The organism is Acetobacterium sp. K1/6 (assembly GCF_034438075.1).
In the GTDB taxonomy this organism is placed as follows: Bacteria; Bacillota; Clostridia; order Eubacteriales; family Eubacteriaceae; genus Acetobacterium; species Acetobacterium carbinolicum.
In genome coordinates, this window is sequence record NZ_JAXQGA010000001.1 from 1 (window position 1) to 17944 (window position 17944).

Genomic DNA, 17944 nt, shown 5'->3' on the forward strand with positions numbered 1-17944 from the left:
ATCCAGGTGCAACGCTTCCGCAATCTGGGAAATATTTTCCCCTTTCTCATAAAAACGATTTCTGATATCATGTATCTGATCCATTGTGAGCATTCTCCATTTCCTCCTTGTTCTTTGGTCAGATACAAGGATAATTGACTTGAGTTTTGCCCGCAATGGATTTTTGCAATATTGTGCATTTTCCAACTTGCAATACTATGGATTTTTGCTTTGCAACTTTCTACATTTTTATTTTACAATAAACACATTTCATTTTGATGGATATTCAACAACTTTATTCAAAATGTTGGATATCTCATTAAAAAGCATCCATAGCAGGGAGAATTTTAGTATGAAAAAACAAACTGACTTGCGCGTATTAAAAAATAAACAATTAATCAAAAGTGCTTTTTTAGAATTGCTAAGTACTAAACGATTCGAAGATATTACAGTAAGTCAAATATGCCAAAAAGCACTAATCAATCGATCAACGTTTTATTTTCATTATGAGAATAAGGTTGAACTTCTTGAAGTCATATATATCGATTAAACTTCTGAACGCAAATAAATTAATTCCTCGCAGTAATCATTTGGAATTAAATCTGGTCGCATCGACATTATTTGTCCTAATTTTATATAAGTAGGACCTAATTCCTCTAATATAATGCGAAGCTTTTGCGGTGCCATATCATGCAAAAAATCGTTTCTTTTTAAAATCTTTGCAATCTGCAAAACTCGATAGCTTTGCTTCTCATTTTCAGATTCCATTGTTATCTCCATCCCAAGACAATCAATTTATAGCAATTCTGTTAGACTTATCTCAATCTGACTCTTTCTTCCCCTATCAGTTTGGACTTTTATCTTCACACCCCTCGCCTTCTAACGGTGTCTCAAATATTTGTTCTACGTTCTGTTCTTTTAATGCATCAAGTTCATCTCTTAATAATTGAATTTCTTCAGGGCTCATCTGATCAATGTATCCTGAAATTGTTTCCGCAGATTTTTTTGTCTTTATTACCGAAGCTGCATCGTTTACCTTTTCTCTTAACTCTCTTTTCAGCTCTTCATTTAATACTTTTCCCTGCTCTATGGTTATTTCCCCCTTTTCTACCAATTGATCAACTAATTCTTTTGATTTTTCAGCGGTTATGGCAAGCGCACCAACACCTCCTAAAAAAATGTTTTTGAAAGCATTACTTAAATCTGACTTCATCTTGATTCTCCTTTCTTTATTCCAAAATGCTTCTGCATCATTGGTACATCTTAATTCATTGAGATCTTTGAAATTTTTATATAAACCCCCATTTTATCGTCATTTTTAAAATTTTTACATCTCCAATTTACATATAATTTCTTGAAATTTGTGCAATAGGTGCAATAGATAGTAAACAGTTCCCCTTAGTTCACTACAAATTTAAATAGTTCGCAACCTTTTCAAAATATTTATTATCCCAAATGCTTGAGTTCTTTAAAACAGCCTTTTTCAAGTCGACCAAACTCATGACTGATTTTGTTGTATCGATGAAAAAATATAAGAGAACAATAATTGTTGCCAATATCTTCATCTTTAGTGGTATAGCTAGAGCTAATATTAAAATTGATGGATGAATTACCTCAATCGTCAGAAACGCTAACACTCCCCAGAGCAATGAATATTGCAAGCAAATATAACCATGAAAATTTAACAACTTATCGCCATAATCCCACCATTTACGGTTCATTAATTTCTCCAGCATTGCTCCTACAATCATTTCCAGTAACGTCGTCAGAACAATTGCCATGATGATACTGATAATCAAAAATGTTAGATTATTTTCAAAAAACCCCCTTAACCATGCAGAACAAAGGATAATCAGCACTGCCCCAAATCCATAAATCGGACAAAATGGACCAATCAAAAAACCTCTATTTACAAATTCTCTCTCAATAACGCCAGCAAAAGCGGTTTCCATCAGCCATCCCATAAAAGAATACACTACAAAGTATAATATTAAATCAATAAACTCCATTTATTTTCACCTTGCTTATTTATTTTGATTCCAGTCGCAATAACATAAGTATGACGATTATTAAGCAAATCATTACTGAATTCATCTTTGCTTTGCCCTTCTCTCTATTAAGTTTTAGAGTTCGATAATGTCAAATTTAACCCGCCCGCAATTTGACTATGGGTCTTATTTTTATCTATATTGAAACCTTCCAGAGTTTTTCTGCTTTAGCTGCCCACTTTTCTGAAGCGGTTTTACATTTACCACATAAGTGATGAACATTTTCCGGGTGCAGCATTTCAGTTGATTTCGCACCTGAAACAAGCAGCATTTTTTCAAGTTTTTCGGGATTATCCAATAACGGACACGGTCTCAAATGGTTAGTATTAAACGGTTGGTTTTCTTTGTACTGCATAAATAAAGGATTTTTAAATGCCTCAATTAAAGAATGCTCGTGGATATTGGAATCTGAATAATGAATAAATGCACAGGGTTCAATATCTCCGTTTGCATTGATGTGTAAATAATTTCTTCCGCCTGCTATACATCCATTTACATATTCACCATCGTTCCAGAAATCTAATGTGAAAATGGGCTTACTATCCCTAAATTTGCGTATTTGATGATACATAAATTCACGTTGTTCAGCTGTTGCCATTAACTCTGGCGCTGCATCTACACCAACCGGCATATAGGTAAAAAACCATGCGAATTTTGCCCCCTTGTCAATCATATCGTCAAAATAAATTTCACTGCCAATAATTTCTGTATTCTTATTGGTATAACAACATGAAATACCAAATGGCAGTTTTTTTCGTTTCAGCAGTTCCATTGCTTCCGTTACAGCAGCATAGGTGCCCTTACCACGACGAAAATCTGTTTCTTCTTCAAATCCCTCGACACTAATTGCAGGAACAAAATTCTTTACTCTTAGAAGTTCCTCAGCAAAGGATTCATCAATTAAGGTTGCATTGGTAAAGGCCAAAAATACACAATCATTGTGTTTTTTACAAAGTTTTAGCAGATCATCTTTGCGAACCAAAGGTTCACCGCCGGAATATAAGTACATATATGTCCCTAAAGCTTTACCCTGTTCAATTATATTATCGAGTGTTTCATAACTCATATTCATTTTATTGCCATAGTCTGCAGCCCAGCAACCTGTACATTTAAGGTTACATGCCGAAGTAGGATCCATTAAAATTGCCCAAGGCACGTTGCAATTATTTTCTATCCGAGATTTTTCCTGCCTTTGACCTGCAATAATTGAAGCATTAACAATAAAATTCTCAAATAATTTTTTACGTACACCGTCATCGATATCGTTCCAAAGACTTTTTGTCAGCTGATACCAATTGCTATTTTTATCTGACAACACCTCGCGCGTTTTTTTTATCTGATTATCCAACATGCCATTTTTATCATATTTTTCAGCCCAGTTTATAATCTTGGGAATATTCCTATCAGGATCAGAATCAAGATAGGTAATTACCTTTTTTAATCCATATACTTTCGCATTTTCAACAACTGTCTTTTTATTCATCGTTTATCACTCCATTTCAAAATATTTTAATTTTCTTGTTGATGTACTTTATAATTCGTACGTCCGTATTAATTCGATTGTAAAAAAAATTTACCTGCTAAACAAAATGATTTTTTTGTATACAATCTATTTTTTGATGCTTCAGTTCTCAGCAAATTTGATTGGCTATTTTGGGGGAACCATTTCAGTTTTCACCTCGTCCCCCTCGTTTCACTACTTTAAGCTGAAAGATCTGGAAAAGAATATCACCACTCGTTCACGCTATCAAACGCTAAAATAATAATTCAATTGCATTTAAAGCTTCTGGAAGTTCTTTTTCCTGAGGATCTAAAATAACCTGTATTGCCGTTCCAAACATAGCTCCCAGTAGCATTCTTGCAATAGATTTCGGTGAATATTTGCGCAGATTGCTTTTTAATGGTATGTCATTTAGAATATATTTTTCAATCAGATTTACCAAATTATCAAAAAGATTTTGAAGCAACTGGCTAAATTGAGCTGACCACAGTGACATACTCGTAAAATCAAAAAACATTTTAAACAATTTGGGATTTTCCTCTAACATTCCCTGGAAATATGCAATCAGTTCAGATAATTTTTCTTTTGGTGTCGATCCTTTTTTTAAATGCTCTTCTACTTCAAGCAGGTATTCCTGAATCATCATTTTTATTACTTCTGTCAGCAACCCATCTTTATTTTTATAATGATAGGTCAGTTGGCTCAGCGCAACCCCTGCCTCATCTGCAATATCACGCATTGAAACGGATGCATAGCCTTTTGACGAAATACACTCAAATGCAGTTTGTAAGATTCGCTCTGATTGATTTGTTCTTTTCATTTCATTCCTCATAACGTTGCTCCCATCCATACTTCGTACAAGCGTCCGACAAATACTATTATATTATTTTGTCAACCTTTGTCAAGTCATTCTTTGCATTTGAGGAGAATCTTTATTTATTTAATACTTTATTGTTATCTGTTGACAATAAATTCTTTTACTCCTATAATTTAACGTAATTCGGACGTCTGTATTATTTTTTTTCACATCCAAAATATTGGAGCTGCGAGAACAAAGAACATTAAACAATTATTAAATCGATTCCATTGTACATTTACATTTAGAAAAGCAGAGTCATCGCAATGATTATTCAGCTTTAACTGATTGGAGTACTTCAAGCGACTAAATTAAATTATATTTAATGACAAGACTATTCCTCATGATTGTTAATTTTGTTTTTTTTTGCCAAATTATTAGTACAGTCGTCCGTTTTTATCTATTCTTTAAAAATCAAACAAACTAATGAATTATGGAGAAAATTGTTTATGAAACCGATCATTATTACTGATTCTAACTGCGACCTTAGCCAAGAATATCTTGAATATAATAATATTATTTCCATACCCTTTCGTTTTCAACTTAACGATAAAGACTATGAAGATATTTTTGGTCAGTCCATAACCCATCAAAATTTTTACCATTCCCTTCGTTTAGGGGATCGGGCTACATCAACTCAAATCAATCCCTATCGTTTTGAAAAAGTCTTTTCAAAATATGTCGCCCTCGGATATGCCATTATTTATATTGGTTTCTCATCTGGTTTAAGTGATACTTATAATAGTGCGCTTCTTGCTAAAAAAGCCATCCTAGAGAGGCATAAATCCGCAGATATTACTGTTATCGATACAAAAGGAGCCACTTCTGGTCAAGGTTTACTTGTCCATACTGCTTGCAATATGCTAAAACAAGGCTGGACCAAACAAGACATTGTTCATTGGATCGAAAAAAACAAATTAAACGTGAATATCTGGTTTACAGTTGATAGTTTGGATCATTTAAAAAGAGGTGGTAGAATATCCCCAACGAGTGCTGCTCTGGGATCGCTCATCGACGTAAAGCCGATCTTAATGGTGAATAAAAATGGCAAATTAGTTGCCGTGAAAAAAGTTAGACGGAGAAAAAAAGCCATCAAAACATTGGCCGCCGAAATCAAAGAACGCATTATTGAACCCCACAACCAGGTCGTCTTTATCAACCATGGTGACTGTGCAGAAGATGCCTACCTTTTGAAATCAATCATAAACGAGCAAAATAATGTTAAAGATGTAATCGTGAATTTCATTGGACCGGTAATCGGAGCTCATTCAGGACCTGGTACTCTAAGTGCAGCTTTTATCGGGCAACCTCGCGATGCATAATTCATTGCATTATTTATGATATGAAACATTAATAAAAAGCCAATTTTTTGGTATTTCGAGGTATCAAAATTAATTCATTATAAATATAAAACCCGATCAGAACTTGAACCGCTCCCTGTCAAGTAGACAGAATAAAAAATAAAAATGATGCCGCCAATCATATGGATTTATGGTTGGCGGTCTTTTTATGCAGCAGATCCGAGATAACGCCTGTATTCGATTCGATTGCGTTGCGCTCGCCATTATCGGCACGTTCCACCTGTTTAACTTCAGCCGATACCACTTTCGGTTTGCGACCCAGCCTCGGGCCACTGATGCGGATGCCTCAAAGCTCCAGCCAGGCAAGGTTCTCACGGTTACGAAAGATTGAATCTGCCAGCACCTCCTCCAGATAGCAGCCAAAGCGCATCAGGTATTGTAGAAGCGCTTCCTACAATAAAGTCCCTTCATTAAAACTTTCAAAGTCAAGCTTCTCAATGAAGGTGTAGCCACCCACAGCGCTTGTCATTACCTTGCACCCGAACTCAAGGCTTTTTCTCTGACAATTGGCCGGATGTGGGACTGTGAGATGCTCACAATCCGGTTTGGGAAAGAATGCGTTTTCGTCTCATACATGGTGTTCTGTTGTTCATAAAGCTTTCAGATGGTATCAAGTTCGCTGTGCTGGCATTTTGTCCGAAGTTCCGCTCTGGCAGTGTCTTTCAGATAAGTCTCGACGTATTCCAGATCCCGCTTAACATACCGAAGCTATTTTCGAATTGCTTTGCGGACTGTTTTACTGCGCTTTCTGCGCTGCTTTTCGATGGACAGATAGTCTTTTCGGGCGCGATTGTGACAGGTTCGGGGTTTGGCAACAAGAGCGATTTCGGGCTTATGCTTCAGGAAAATGATTCAATTGTTGGGTGATTTTTATTTACCTAATGGCTGTTTCCATTTTCGCGAAAAATTATTGACACTACCACTGTCTCCATCAGATCCCTAAAGGATCCATTACTGTTAATCCATCCTAGCCTCAATAGTGAAATCTATTCCAGTATCTTTAATGAGTGATTGACCAGATAATCAGAAATGTCACTAATAGTACTAGTTTCATGAATCGTTGGAATAATTCTTTTGGTGCTCTTATTTTTCACAAAATAAAGTTACCCTCGCACAGATACTGCGAAACTGTACCTTGAATGCAATTGAATATCCAGGATCATGTCACTGATCATTATATTGACTTTTTCTTAACAATTCACTTGACTCTGTAATCGTTACATACTTGATAATAATATCAAACCAAAAGAAATGGAGATATTGATATGTACGAAAACTTATTCAGTCCAAAGAAAATTGGCAATTGCGAGATTAAAAATCGTCTGGTTGTACCCGCTATGGTTACCCAAACCTGTGGTTATGATGGCATCATCAGTGACCGGTATATTAAATACCATGAAGAAAAAGCCAAAGGTGGCTGGGGATTAATTATTACTGAAGACTATGGTGTTACCCCAGAAGCAAGAGGCTATGATCAGATTCCTGGTTTTTGGGATGATAGCCAAATTGCCAGAAACGTCGAATTAACCGATGCGGTTCACCAGTACGGAACAAAAATTTTTTGCCAGATCTATTACGCCGGCAAACAAAAAATGCCCAATGTTCCAGGCCCTGTTTTAGCACCATCCGCGATTAAAGATCCTTTAGCCATGTCAGACCCGAAGGAAGCAAGTATTGAGGAAATCAATGAAATTGTTGAGGCCTTTGGTAGCGCAGCATTGAGAGCCAAGAAAGCTGGTTTTGACGGGGTGGAAATTCATGCTGCTCATGGTTATTTTATTGCCCAGTTTTTATCACACTTTGTCAATAAAAGAACAGATGAATATGGTGGATGTTTTGAAAATCGGGTGCGACTTTTAGACGAGATTTATTACAGTATCCGAAAAGCTGTCGGCCCAGAATTTCCGGTAATTGTCCGAATATCCGTCAATGAATATGTCATCGGTGGTCGAACGGAAGCAGAATCACTTGTTTTGGCAAGACATCTTGACAAATTGGGTGTAGATGCCATCAATGTATCAAATGGCGCTTATGCAGCAGATCCAAACCATCATGTCATTTCTTCAATGTTTGCAGATTTCGCCTTCAACCGAGATACCTGCGAAGAAATAAAGAACCTGGTCTCCTGTCCTGTTATGCTGGTCAATAAAATCAATGACCCAATGATGGCCGATACCTTAATTAAAATGGAAAAAACTGATTTTATTGATATGGGGAGAGGTTCCATTGCCGATCCACACTTACCTGAAAAAGCTCAGAACGGAAAAACAAAAGAAATAAATTACTGTATCGGTTGTTTACAGGGCTGTGAGTATGGTATTTTATCCCCACTAGGATTTACTTGTCTGGTTAATCCGCATGTTTCACAGGAATACAAGAATGATCTAAACCCTGTTTCAAAACCCAAAAATGTGATGATCATTGGCGCTGGTCCCGCCGGTTTAATGGCCGCCAGAACCGCAGCTCAGAAAGGACATACAGTTACAGTCTATGATAAGGACACACATTTTGGTGGCGCTTTCAGATCAGCCGCTTATCCAATGGGTAAGGGAATTTTATCAACCGTCATTTCCGCATACCGGGAAGAATGTATTAATTTAGGCGTTGCTTTTAAAATGGGCATCGAAGTTGACCAGGCACTTATTACTGACGTAAAAGCTGATACAATAATTGTTGCTACCGGCTCTGTTCCTTTAGCACCGCCAATTCCTGGCATTGATGGCCTAAACGTATACACTGCAGAAGACGTTTTATATGGCAATATCCAATTACCGGCAGGTCCAGTGATTGTTTGCGGCGGCGGTGAGGTCGGCGGTGAAACGGCTGAATTTATTGCTCAAACCAATCACGATGTCACAATACTGGAAATGCAAGCGCAGATTTTAAGTGACATGGTTGAGCCGAACATGTATCCGCTCTTACAAAGAATCACACAGCAGCAAATTAAGATTCTTACAAAGGCAACAGTCTCAGCAATTGCCAATGATAGTGTATCTTACAAAAATAGTAATGGTGACGAAATTACTTTACCAGCAGCATCTGTTATCTCAGCTTTTGGCTATAAAGCCTACAACCCACTGGGAGATATTGCTAAATCACTCTGTCATGAAGTGTATGTCGTGGGCAGTGCTATCAAAGCAGGCAACGCCCTGACTGCAACAAGAGAAGGTTACGAAGCTGCTTTAAAGCTTTAGGAAATGAGGCAGGGGGCTGTCGGGAAATGACGATTTTAGCCCCTGATTAAAAAATTTAACGAAACCCGCATGATAAAATGGGATAGGCTTATCCGGAATCATGCGGGTTATTGTTTTTTGCAGAATTGTTTTTATTTTGAGGCAGCACAAAAAGAAAGTCTGACTTTTTGAGTTAAACTTTTTTCTAGGCGGCGTTCTGTTTCTTTTTACCAACGAATTTCTCAATCTCCCGATGGATAAAACGATGATATTTATTAAGATTACGTCCAAAAACGTACAGCTGAAATTCCTTTTCAACTTTTTCACGGGAGCGGTAGTTGAAGCGCCTGAAGTTATTATTTTCCTTGATATCACCAAAATGACCTTCGGTCTGAATGGAACGGATCTGTCGATTAATGATGCCTTTTTCAGAACGAATATTTTCATCCGATTGGGCCTTGAGGTCCTCCCATTTCTGATTAACCTTCATCACTTTATTTTTATCCGTATCCTTTATCGGGTCGTAGCGATAGAAGCACTCCGCTTTAAAATGGCATCCGCTGCAGTCGTCACAGGCGTAGACCTCAAATTTTCGTTCATACCCTTTTGTTATTCCGGTTTCTGTCCGGATATGGGACAAGAGCCGTCCATCGTGACAGCGGTAACAGCGGAGACCACCATGCATTATCACGGACATATTGTAATGCTTCCCGATATCGTTATTCCAGGCTTTTGTTTTCATTTTTTCATGAGCCTGCAGCTTGATGTAACTGCTGATATGATTTTCTTTCAGAAAATCAAGATTTTTTTCGCTGCTGTAGCCACTGTCTGCCGTCACTTCTTCCGGATAGCATCCGAAAGCCTTCCGGTGTCTGTCAAGAACCGGAATCATGGTATCATAATCAGTACGATCATTGCTTATATAGCTGTGGATAATAAAGTAATTCTCCACGGCGATCTGGACATTATAAGCCGGTTTGAGCTGTCCGTTTCGCATATGGTCGTCTTTCATTCGCATGAAGGTTGCCTCGAAATCTGTTTTTGAATAGCTGTTGCGATCAGCGCCCATGATTTCAAAATGGTTTTTGTATTTCATCAGGCGTTCGCCGCAGCTTTCAATGGCTTCGTAAAGTTTCTGAAGCTCGGATTTCCGTTGTCCCTTCAAAACGGTAAACAAAATGTCTTCACCTTTTGCGATCGTGGTCAGATTTGTCTGTAGCTTCAGCAGTTCAAGGGGTGAGCAGTTTTCAATGGTGATGATGGCCTTGTTCGGAACTTTCTTTTCCCCGTGAAGTTTACGGTTACGGTTTTTTTCAATGACAGTTTTTACCCGCTCAATGCCTTCGATCACCAGCATCTCTTCTTTGCAAAAACCATATTTGTCGCCATATCCGCCGGATTTGAGCAATGCATTATAGGACGCATACAGTGTTTTGATCTGATCCAGAAGATTGGCCAGATGATAGTTGATGCTTCCCCGCCAGACAAAGGTATAACGGTTGGCATTCGCTTCAATCTTTGTGCCGTCAATAAAAAGGGCTTTCAGGGACACCAATCCTTCTTTCTGCAGTCGACGCATGAACTGACAATGCAGCCCGGAAAGGATCTCACCAGTCAGACGGTATTTTATGAACTCATAAAATACATCCCGTCCTGGTTTAAGACCACCCGTCAGCCAGATGAAGGCAATATCGCGTCGACATAATTCTACGATCCGGTCAATTGCCTTAACACCCCGCATGTTGGCATAAACCAGCACTGCGAACAGCATAATCGGATTGTATCCTTTTCTTCCCTGATGTGAATATTTTTCCAGCAGGCTGGCATAGTTCAAGTCCTCCATAACTTTTTTCAGGGTAAAGACGGGATCGTCGGATGGCAAACCGATCTGATACAGATTGAAATTTATTTTTTGTTGTCCTTTTTCGAAAAATTCTGTATAATAAGTATTCATGTGTAGTTACATTATATTCTGTATATGTAACGGAGGGAAGATGGTTTTTTTAACCGTCTTTTTTCTTTGCCAAAAAATCAAAAGGGAGTCTGATGTTGTCCATCAAACTCCCTTTTTAGCTGAGGCCATTTCCCGACAGCCCCTGCCTTATCACCTTATAATCATTACAAAGTTTTAATTGGTGCGTATATTTTCATGATTCTATTTAACTTTCCCGCCACGCTTCCTCTGCCCACAATAATGCCAAATATTTTTGAAACCAGTTGATGATCTCTTTCCTTGAGATAATTCATTAGATTATTTAGGCAGTCAGAGTTGAAATCTCCAAATTCTCCCATATCAATTATTGTACAAACACATAATTGGTCGGGCAATAATTCAGTTTTCTCAGCGATTTCAATTTCTAATTGATCTAAAGTGTATTTATCAATTGCATAACTCCAATTTTCATCGTTGTCATTAAACTCTACTAAAACATCGAAAAAAGAAATATAGTCTTTCGTGAAAATATATGATTTCATTGGAAAATCTTTCTCTTCAAATGTATAGTTATCGCCAGTACTGCCAATATTGGAATTAAATCTATACATACTGGGGACTTGTTCAACCCAGAAATTTTCGATATTATATTGACCGACTGCCAGCCTCTTTTCGATTTCTATAATTCTTCCAAGAAGAAGCTCCTCATTTTTAATCTGATCCTTCAGTTGTTTAGAAAAATCCCTTAATTTAACACCTAACTTATCAAAGTAACCATCAGAAATAATATCTTTTACGTCGGCAATATTGATATCCCATTCCTTATATTTCATTGCTTCATAAAGCCAAAAAATATCCATCGCATCATAATAGCGATATTTCCCGTCACCCTTACGTTTTGGCTTTATGACACCATGTTTTTCATAATATCGAATCATCTGATCAGATATATTTAAAAATTTTGAAACATCACCAATTTTATATTCCATTCATATCTCCTTTGTTCAAATATCCCTAATCTTATAAAAATGTTGTATCTGTGTTATCCGTCAATAGATTTCTTCTAATTTTTTACTTTATTCTAACGTTACAGATATTCGATTTCAAGTCATGTCAATTTTTTTGCTGACATCTGCGATTGAACATTTTCAGGTTTATTTTTTCACCCCCCACCCCACATAAAAAAATCACATCTGCTTCACCATTTTCATCAACACAGATGTGTTCCAAAGTTTATCTGACCAGCTCCGGTTTTGTTTCTTCTGGATAGTCTATCAGCAAGTACCAGAAGTATATAAATAGTGTTTCGATAAAATTAGCCGTAACTTTGATATAAGTACATTATATTTCTCTAGGAGCCCGATCACTTAGCCAGCGGATATTTTGGGAACGATCGGCCCATACCTTTCTCAGAGGTGGAGTATACATCGTCCCTTCAATCAGCGTTTCTTTTTTCCCTTGAAAGGTTTTTCATCGCAAATATTTTTTGCTTTCATTATCAGTCAACTGCACAAAGGTACTGCCGCAGATTCCACATATGATATCTTTACAAATTAATTTTGCAGGGGTTATTTTTCCTTTAGCGGTATTAATGATTTGTAATCGGGTTTGACTAAAGTCTCAATCTGTGTGGTCGTGATTCATTTCTATAAGTTACTTGAATCAGCCAGAGCTGCAACGCATATAACTCAGTCCAGCCCCGCAAACAATTCCCCATTTATTTCAAAAATATTCTCTGTAGGAATTTTGGTTTTGTCCAGCATCACAACTATATGATCATAAACATCAATCTTTATGACTATACCAGCGACGGTGATATAGCTGCCACCGTCTTTCATCTCGTCCGGCTGAAAGTAGGTGATGGAGACTTGGGGCCGGCTGGCAATCTGTTCGATCAGCAGATTCAACCGCAATTCAATCTCTTTCTTGGCATCCTCAGTAAGCTCCTTGCGCTCCCGTGTGAGCCGAGCTGTTTCCATGATAGCATCCCCATATTTGGTAAGTGCTGCAAAGGGCGAAAACTGCGCCGCTCGATCGGTAATTGGCATCGGGGTGCGGGTAAGCGAAACGTGATGAGGCAGGTGGATAATGTCATCATATGAACTCATTATGCTTTATGTCCTCCGATCTGATCATTTCGATCCCTGGTGGTGGCCCCTTCTTCCAGATTCATACCCTTGAGGATTGCGTTCTTGCCAAATTTTTTCTTAATGTCCAGGATGGATTTTTGCATCTCTTTCTCTCTTTCAAGCTCTGCTTCTTCCGCTGCCTGCTGCTTTTCCAAGGCAGCATAATCGGTAAAAAGGTCGAGTTGTTCATATGAAGCAGCTTTGGGCGCTGATGCTTCGGGGATGACATGGTTTGCGGTTATATTCACTCGGCGCACCAGCAGTCGCTTATCTATAATGCGGTCGAAGAGCATTGTAACCGCATCAATTATGTACTTGGACGAGGCCGTGTACCTGCCAAGATTCTCGGTGCCGTGGGCATGTTTAGGCAACTGCCGGCCATAGTGGTCTGAGGTGACTTCACCCTTATAAGATTGCCTGAGCTCTGGGTCCTGCAAATTTTGGATGTCATAACCGACTGTTAACACCAACTGATCCGTTACCATTTGCTTGTCGACTAAATTCAAGGCCAGAAGATCGGCCATCTCCCGTACGATGAGCCTGGCTTTATCGACGGGATAAGGGTACTGTAAGACCTGGCCGGAGCTAATGCTGTTAGTGGTTGGCTTATAGGCTTTAACATCTGCAATCGTGCATGGTTCCCAGCCCCAGGCATGATCGATGAGTAGCTCCGCATTTACGCCAAACAGCTTGTAGAGCAGGGCTTCATTATAGAAATCCCCCATTTCCCCGAGGGAACACCTGGCCACATCGCCCATAGTTAAAAGGCCGTGAGCCTCAAGCTTTTTGGCGGTGGCCTTGCCTACTCGCCAGAAATCGGTAAGCGGTCGATGGCCCCATAGGGATTGACGATAGCTCATCTCGGTAAGCTCTGAAATACGTACACCGTTTTTATCTGGTTTGACATGCTTGGCTCCGATGTCCATAGCAATCTTGGCGAGATACAAATTTGTACCGATGCCCGCTGCAGCTGTGATGCCCGTGGTTTTCAGTACATCCCGAATGATTTTCATGGTCAGTTCACGAGCAGTCAGCTTGTAGGTATTCAGATAATTTGTCACATCCATGAAAACCTCATCGATGGAATACACATGAATATCTTCAGGAGCGATATATTTGAGATATACATTGTAAATACGTGTGCTATAATCAACATACAGCTCCATGCGAGGCGGGGCAATTATATAATCAAGTTCAAGTTCCGGCGATGATTTAAGTTCTGAATCATCATAAGAGGAACCGGTAAAAATGCGATTTGGTGCATATCGCTGTCGCTGGGCATTGGCTTCTTTCACCTTCTGCACTACCTCGAACAGCCTTGCTCTACCGGAAATACCGTGGGTTTTCAGGGGCGGCGATACCGCAAGGCAAATGGTTTTTTCTGTTCGCGCAGCGTCGGCCACCACCAAGTTTGTGGTCAGTGGATCAAGCTGACGTTCGATACACTCCACTGAAGCGTAAAAACTTTTCAGATCTAAGGCAATATATGTTCTGTTTTTCACACTCACAGCCCCTTTTTTCACTTATTTTAGGTTATATATTATATCACATTCTGATTCTAACTTACACTGATAAGAGGGGGCATTTTCTTAATGCCATCCCATATGAAAATATTAATTCAACACCTTATCCTACAAAAAAACAGCTGATTATTGCTAATCAGCTGTTAAGCATGTTGCTTTTATTTCATATTGTCTAAGGACGCAAAAAATAATACAATTTAGCGTAATTGGCTATTACGCTAAATTGTATTATTTCGCTGAAAAGTATTACATATGCTGAATTTATTTCATTTTCTTCAATAATACTGTAAAATTATTATAAATCAGTATCATCTCTGAAAACCTCAACTCTGTTTCTTCCATTTTTCTTGGCTATATATAAAGCTGTATCTGCTTTATGATAAACATTCTCCATCAAAGTTTCATCATCGCTTATAGCGACCCCAGCACTAACTGTTACCGATCCGACAATTTCAAAATTTAGTTCTGCAATTGTTTTACGTATTCGTTGCGCAACAGATTTTGCGCTCTTTAGCTTAGTATTCGGTAATATAACCATGAATTCTTCTCCACCCCAGCGTCCGGCTGAATCTTGTTTCCTTATACATTTTCCGATAGCATGTCCAATGCCTTTTAATACCCTATCGCCTATATCATGACCATAGTTATCATTAACTTGCTTAAAAAAATCCACATCACACATAATTACTGCTAAATTTTGAGTATCTGTTCTTTTGTTCATTTCATATGTGAATATCTGTTCCAACCCGCGTCTATTATATAGCCCTGTTAAACCATCTGAAGTCGCCAACTTCTCCAGTTTTCTATTACTCTCCTCCAATTCTTGGGTTGTAACTTCAAGAAAGTTCAACAATCGATCTAAATAGGGTATTTGTTCTCTACTTTGATTTGATACAATTTTCTCCTGATCACAGTTATATGTTAGATTTATATCACCTTCACGCATAGCGACTGCCACCAATGAAGAATTTAGCACATTGATTTTATTGTCTTTTGATATGATTTCTGACGCAGAATAATATCCTGATACAACAAGCGAATTTTCATTATATATCTCCACCTCGCGCATTGCTTTCTCACCAAAAAAATTCAAGCGATTTCTACATGAAAAAAGCAAAATGGATTGTGCATTAAATTCTGAGAATTTTTCACTCATCTCTCTTGAATCCTTAAGAATATATGAAAAGTTCCCATATGACAGACGTATACGATCATCTATATGTACGTCTGCATTAAAGAATAGGCGACCCTGCTTATCATAATTAATAGGGGTTCTAGCAATTAATCTTCCTTCTCTTATTATAGCCATTGGGAAGATGCTGATATGCTCAAAAAAATGACTGTCAGGCTTGACTTTTAAATATTTTTCATATATTGAAACAGCTGGTTTCCCATCAATTTCATTGATACAATAATCACCATCCATACTTGTTACTGTCATTTCTTTTCCTAACGGAACCCAGCCAAGGCAATAATCAGATTTAATATGCAATTCTTCCCCATAATAAACAATGATCACAATTGAATCATCATATATATCATCATTAAATATTTTAGGTAAAGTATTTTCATCATAAACAACACACCATGCACCAGCACCAAACAATGGGAAATTAATATTTTCTGAAATCAAATCCAAAAGTGAAATGTATTTATTTGTTTTAAGGGTCGTTAAAAACTCAACACCAGCAATATGATCAATATTTGAAAATAAATCTATCAAATCGTTTCTTACTTCTTCTACCGAGAGGACATTTAAATCATATGTCTTAATTTCAAAATCTGATTTTTCAAATATGAAGAATACCAATTCAATTGCTTCAAATGATATTTCATTATTAGAAATCATACCTCCCGCTGTAGTACCTACAATCTTTATATCTCCAAAGAAATAATTAATTTTCATAATCCAATTTTCCAACAATTCATTTTCAGCATACGGACTAAAGATGTGGAGCAAAACACTTTGAGCTTTTAAAAAAGCTTCATTCCCATTGAGTTCATCTCTTATTGATTTTAATTCTGTTTGTGACTCAATCATAAATGACATCTGCTTCAAAATTCTTCCTCCTTCACAACTATTTGATTTTTCAGTAATTTAATTAATGATACCCCTTTTGCGTTTCTATAAACTTCTGCGGTACTGTCATAATAATGGTGAAATGTGCTGTTTGCAAAAGAACCCATGCCCTGCAGCTGTCGGCGATTGTCCATCATTCTCAGATTGGTCTTTCCGAGCAGATCCAAATTCTTTCCTATTATGAATCTTCTGGTGACTTCGCTGCGATTATGAACGGTCATCCAGCAATTATTGAAAGCAATATCTGTCATGCGATTCGCCAGTATCGTGCTTGCCATCGGGCTGAAACTTTCGATGACCGTCAACCCGTCACTTCATCAACCAGTGCTTTTCAGGCTTCAGCCGGCAGTTCATGCAGATAAACGGACACCGAATATTTTATTTCACAAACCCACATAAGCTGACATGACCCTCCCGCCATTTTTCCATAAAATGGAGAAAAAACCAAGGAGGTTATTATGAACCAGAATGCAGCCCAGGCAATCGCGCTGATGCGCTACGCTTACATTTCAGGCCTTTCCGATCAGTATCCATCCAACGAGGCTTTCTTTCGTGAGGCTTCGCTTAAAGGGGTTCTGCTGGCCAACGGATCAACCCGGCACTTTGCTCCGCAAACCATCAAGTACTGGTACCGCAATTATCTTAGAGACGGCTTTGATGGCCTGATCCCTTCCTCCCCGATCGGATAGCGGTAAGCCGCACAAGCTGGATGAGGATCTTGAGACCCAGATCTGGTATCTGAAACTAAGCTATCCGCGCATGTCGGCTGCCGCCATTTTCCGCCAGCTTCGTGAGAACGGCACCGTCAAAGCGGTGAACTGTCCGAGTCGACCGTCAACCGTTTTATCAAACATCTTGCGCTTGAGCAGAAGACCACCACCAATCATGATATGCGGCGCTATGAACGCCCGCACATCAATGAAGTCTGGTGCAGGGACAGCAGTGTCGGCTCCTATCTTAAAACGCCGGACGGAAAGAAGCACAAGGTTTTCATTATCGCCCTGATTGATGACGCCAGCTGTCTGATTGTGGGGATTGATGTCTTTTTCAATGATAATTTTGTAAACCTGATGTCGGTCATGAAATCAGCTGTCGCCAGGTATGGTCGACCGCAGATCTACAACTTTGATAACGGCAGCGCTTTTAAAAACAGGCAGATAGAGCTGCTGGCAGCCCGAACCAGTTCGGTTCTTCACTATGACCAGCCATACACGCCGACGCGAAAGGCAAAAATTGAACGGTGGTTTCGCAGAGTGTATGAAGGAAAGTCTGTAAATTGAAATCTCCTATGATTTAAAATGAAATGGGGTAAAAATTTTTAGAGAAATTTACTAATATTTTAAGAATGTTATACCCAATAA

The 17944-nt window shown here is 38.5% G+C and carries 16 protein-coding genes; 6 read left to right on the plus strand and 10 right to left on the minus strand.

Features of this window, described 5'->3' with window-relative positions; all coding sequences use genetic code 11:
• The first annotated feature begins 331 nt into the window (after positions 1-331).
• The gene (locus U2P91_RS00005) at positions 332-529 is read left to right on the plus strand and encodes a TetR/AcrR family transcriptional regulator (protein WP_162624414.1); all 198 of its coding nucleotides are present in this window, start codon (positions 332-334) and stop codon (positions 527-529) included.
• Here U2P91_RS00005 and U2P91_RS00010 read toward each other — a convergent pair.
• From U2P91_RS00010 to U2P91_RS00030, 5 genes are all read right to left on the minus strand, one after another.
• Positions 526-747 (minus strand): hypothetical protein, encoded by a 222-nt coding sequence (locus U2P91_RS00010; protein ID WP_111887151.1) that lies wholly within the window; start codon positions 745-747, stop codon positions 526-528. The two genes, U2P91_RS00005 and U2P91_RS00010, sit on opposite strands and share 4 nt — an antisense overlap.
• Before the next feature lie 76 nt (positions 748-823).
• Positions 824-1192 (minus strand): phasin family protein, encoded by a 369-nt coding sequence (locus U2P91_RS00015; RefSeq protein ID WP_111887152.1) that lies wholly within the window; start codon positions 1190-1192, stop codon positions 824-826.
• Between the two features lie 193 nt (positions 1193-1385).
• Positions 1386-1988, minus strand: coding sequence for a putative ABC transporter permease (locus U2P91_RS00020; protein ID WP_111887153.1), 603 nt, complete (start codon positions 1986-1988; stop codon positions 1386-1388).
• Between the two features lie 175 nt (positions 1989-2163).
• Positions 2164-3510 carry a radical SAM protein gene (locus U2P91_RS00025; protein WP_111887154.1) on the minus strand — a complete coding sequence of 449 codons (1347 nt, stop codon included), beginning with the start codon at positions 3508-3510 and terminating at the stop codon, positions 2164-2166.
• Between the two features lie 271 nt (positions 3511-3781).
• Positions 3782-4348: a TetR/AcrR family transcriptional regulator gene (locus U2P91_RS00030; RefSeq protein ID WP_111887155.1), complete on the minus strand. Its 567-nt coding sequence runs from the start codon at positions 4346-4348 to the stop codon at positions 3782-3784.
• A 485-nt stretch (positions 4349-4833) separates the two neighbouring features.
• On the opposite strand from U2P91_RS00030, the gene U2P91_RS00035 reads away from it, so the two are divergent.
• Both U2P91_RS00035 and U2P91_RS00040 read left to right on the plus strand, forming a co-directional pair.
• Positions 4834-5706 (plus strand): DegV family protein, encoded by an 873-nt coding sequence (locus U2P91_RS00035; RefSeq protein WP_111887156.1) that lies wholly within the window; start codon positions 4834-4836, stop codon positions 5704-5706.
• A 1304-nt stretch (positions 5707-7010) separates the two neighbouring features.
• Positions 7011-8939, plus strand: a complete 1929-nt coding sequence (locus U2P91_RS00040) for an FAD-dependent oxidoreductase (protein ID WP_111887159.1) — start codon at positions 7011-7013, stop codon at positions 8937-8939.
• A 184-nt stretch (positions 8940-9123) separates the two neighbouring features.
• On the opposite strand, the gene U2P91_RS00045 is transcribed toward U2P91_RS00040, so the two are convergent.
• From U2P91_RS00045 to U2P91_RS00065, 5 genes are all read right to left on the minus strand, one after another.
• On the minus strand, positions 9124-10872 hold the full coding sequence (locus tag U2P91_RS00045) for an IS1182 family transposase (RefSeq protein ID WP_111887160.1): 1749 nt from the start codon (positions 10870-10872) through the stop codon (positions 9124-9126).
• Between the two features lie 164 nt (positions 10873-11036).
• Positions 11037-11840: a MerR family DNA-binding transcriptional regulator gene (locus tag U2P91_RS00050; RefSeq protein WP_111887161.1), complete on the minus strand. Its 804-nt coding sequence runs from the start codon at positions 11838-11840 to the stop codon at positions 11037-11039.
• Positions 11841-12539: 699 nt separating this feature from the next.
• Complete coding sequence (locus U2P91_RS00055; RefSeq protein ID WP_204355470.1) at positions 12540-12959, minus strand: hypothetical protein; 420 nt, start codon at positions 12957-12959, stop codon at positions 12540-12542.
• Positions 12959-14482, minus strand: a complete 1524-nt coding sequence (locus U2P91_RS00060) for a DNA methylase (protein ID WP_322518650.1) — start codon at positions 14480-14482, stop codon at positions 12959-12961. Before U2P91_RS00060 ends, U2P91_RS00055 begins: the two co-directional genes overlap by 1 nt.
• Before the next feature lie 316 nt (positions 14483-14798).
• Positions 14799-16553 carry a diguanylate cyclase gene (locus U2P91_RS00065; RefSeq protein WP_322518935.1) on the minus strand — a complete coding sequence of 585 codons (1755 nt, stop codon included), beginning with the start codon at positions 16551-16553 and terminating at the stop codon, positions 14799-14801.
• A gap of 104 nt (positions 16554-16657) precedes the next feature.
• On the opposite strand from U2P91_RS00065, the gene U2P91_RS00070 reads away from it, so the two are divergent.
• From U2P91_RS00070 to U2P91_RS00080, 3 genes are all read left to right on the plus strand, one after another.
• Positions 16658-16945, plus strand: a complete 288-nt coding sequence (locus tag U2P91_RS00070; RefSeq protein ID WP_322518651.1) for a hypothetical protein — start codon at positions 16658-16660, stop codon at positions 16943-16945.
• Between the two features lie 96 nt (positions 16946-17041).
• A complete protein-coding gene (locus U2P91_RS00075) occupies positions 17042-17272 on the plus strand; it encodes a hypothetical protein (protein ID WP_322518652.1) in 231 nt (76 codons plus the stop codon).
• Between the two features lie 201 nt (positions 17273-17473).
• Positions 17474-17863, plus strand: coding sequence for a DDE-type integrase/transposase/recombinase (locus U2P91_RS00080; protein WP_322518653.1), 390 nt, complete (start codon positions 17474-17476; stop codon positions 17861-17863).
• Positions 17864-17944: the final 81 nt, after the last annotated feature.

Coding starts and splice junctions, on each gene's coding strand:
- U2P91_RS00005 (WP_162624414.1), top strand. CDS start 332: ATGAAAAAACAAACTGACTTGCGCGTATTAAAAAATAAACAATTAATC.
- U2P91_RS00010 (WP_111887151.1), bottom strand. CDS start 747: ATGGAATCTGAAAATGAGAAGCAAAGCTATCGAGTTTTGCAGATTGCA.
- U2P91_RS00015 (WP_111887152.1), bottom strand. CDS start 1,192: ATGAAGTCAGATTTAAGTAATGCTTTCAAAAACATTTTTTTAGGAGGT.
- U2P91_RS00020 (WP_111887153.1), bottom strand. CDS start 1,988: ATGGAGTTTATTGATTTAATATTATACTTTGTAGTGTATTCTTTTATG.
- U2P91_RS00025 (WP_111887154.1), bottom strand. CDS start 3,510: ATGAATAAAAAGACAGTTGTTGAAAATGCGAAAGTATATGGATTAAAA.
- U2P91_RS00030 (WP_111887155.1), bottom strand. CDS start 4,348: ATGAAAAGAACAAATCAATCAGAGCGAATCTTACAAACTGCATTTGAG.
- U2P91_RS00035 (WP_111887156.1), top strand. CDS start 4,834: ATGAAACCGATCATTATTACTGATTCTAACTGCGACCTTAGCCAAGAA.
- U2P91_RS00040 (WP_111887159.1), top strand. CDS start 7,011: ATGTACGAAAACTTATTCAGTCCAAAGAAAATTGGCAATTGCGAGATT.
- U2P91_RS00045 (WP_111887160.1), bottom strand. CDS start 10,872: ATGAATACTTATTATACAGAATTTTTCGAAAAAGGACAACAAAAAATA.
- U2P91_RS00050 (WP_111887161.1), bottom strand. CDS start 11,840: ATGGAATATAAAATTGGTGATGTTTCAAAATTTTTAAATATATCTGAT.
- U2P91_RS00055 (WP_204355470.1), bottom strand. CDS start 12,959: ATGAGTTCATATGATGACATTATCCACCTGCCTCATCACGTTTCGCTT.
- U2P91_RS00065 (WP_322518935.1), bottom strand. CDS start 16,553: ATGTCATTTATGATTGAGTCACAAACAGAATTAAAATCAATAAGAGAT.
- U2P91_RS00070 (WP_322518651.1), top strand. CDS start 16,658: ATGGTGAAATGTGCTGTTTGCAAAAGAACCCATGCCCTGCAGCTGTCG.
- U2P91_RS00075 (WP_322518652.1), top strand. CDS start 17,042: ATGAACCAGAATGCAGCCCAGGCAATCGCGCTGATGCGCTACGCTTAC.
- U2P91_RS00080 (WP_322518653.1), top strand. CDS start 17,474: ATGCGGCGCTATGAACGCCCGCACATCAATGAAGTCTGGTGCAGGGAC.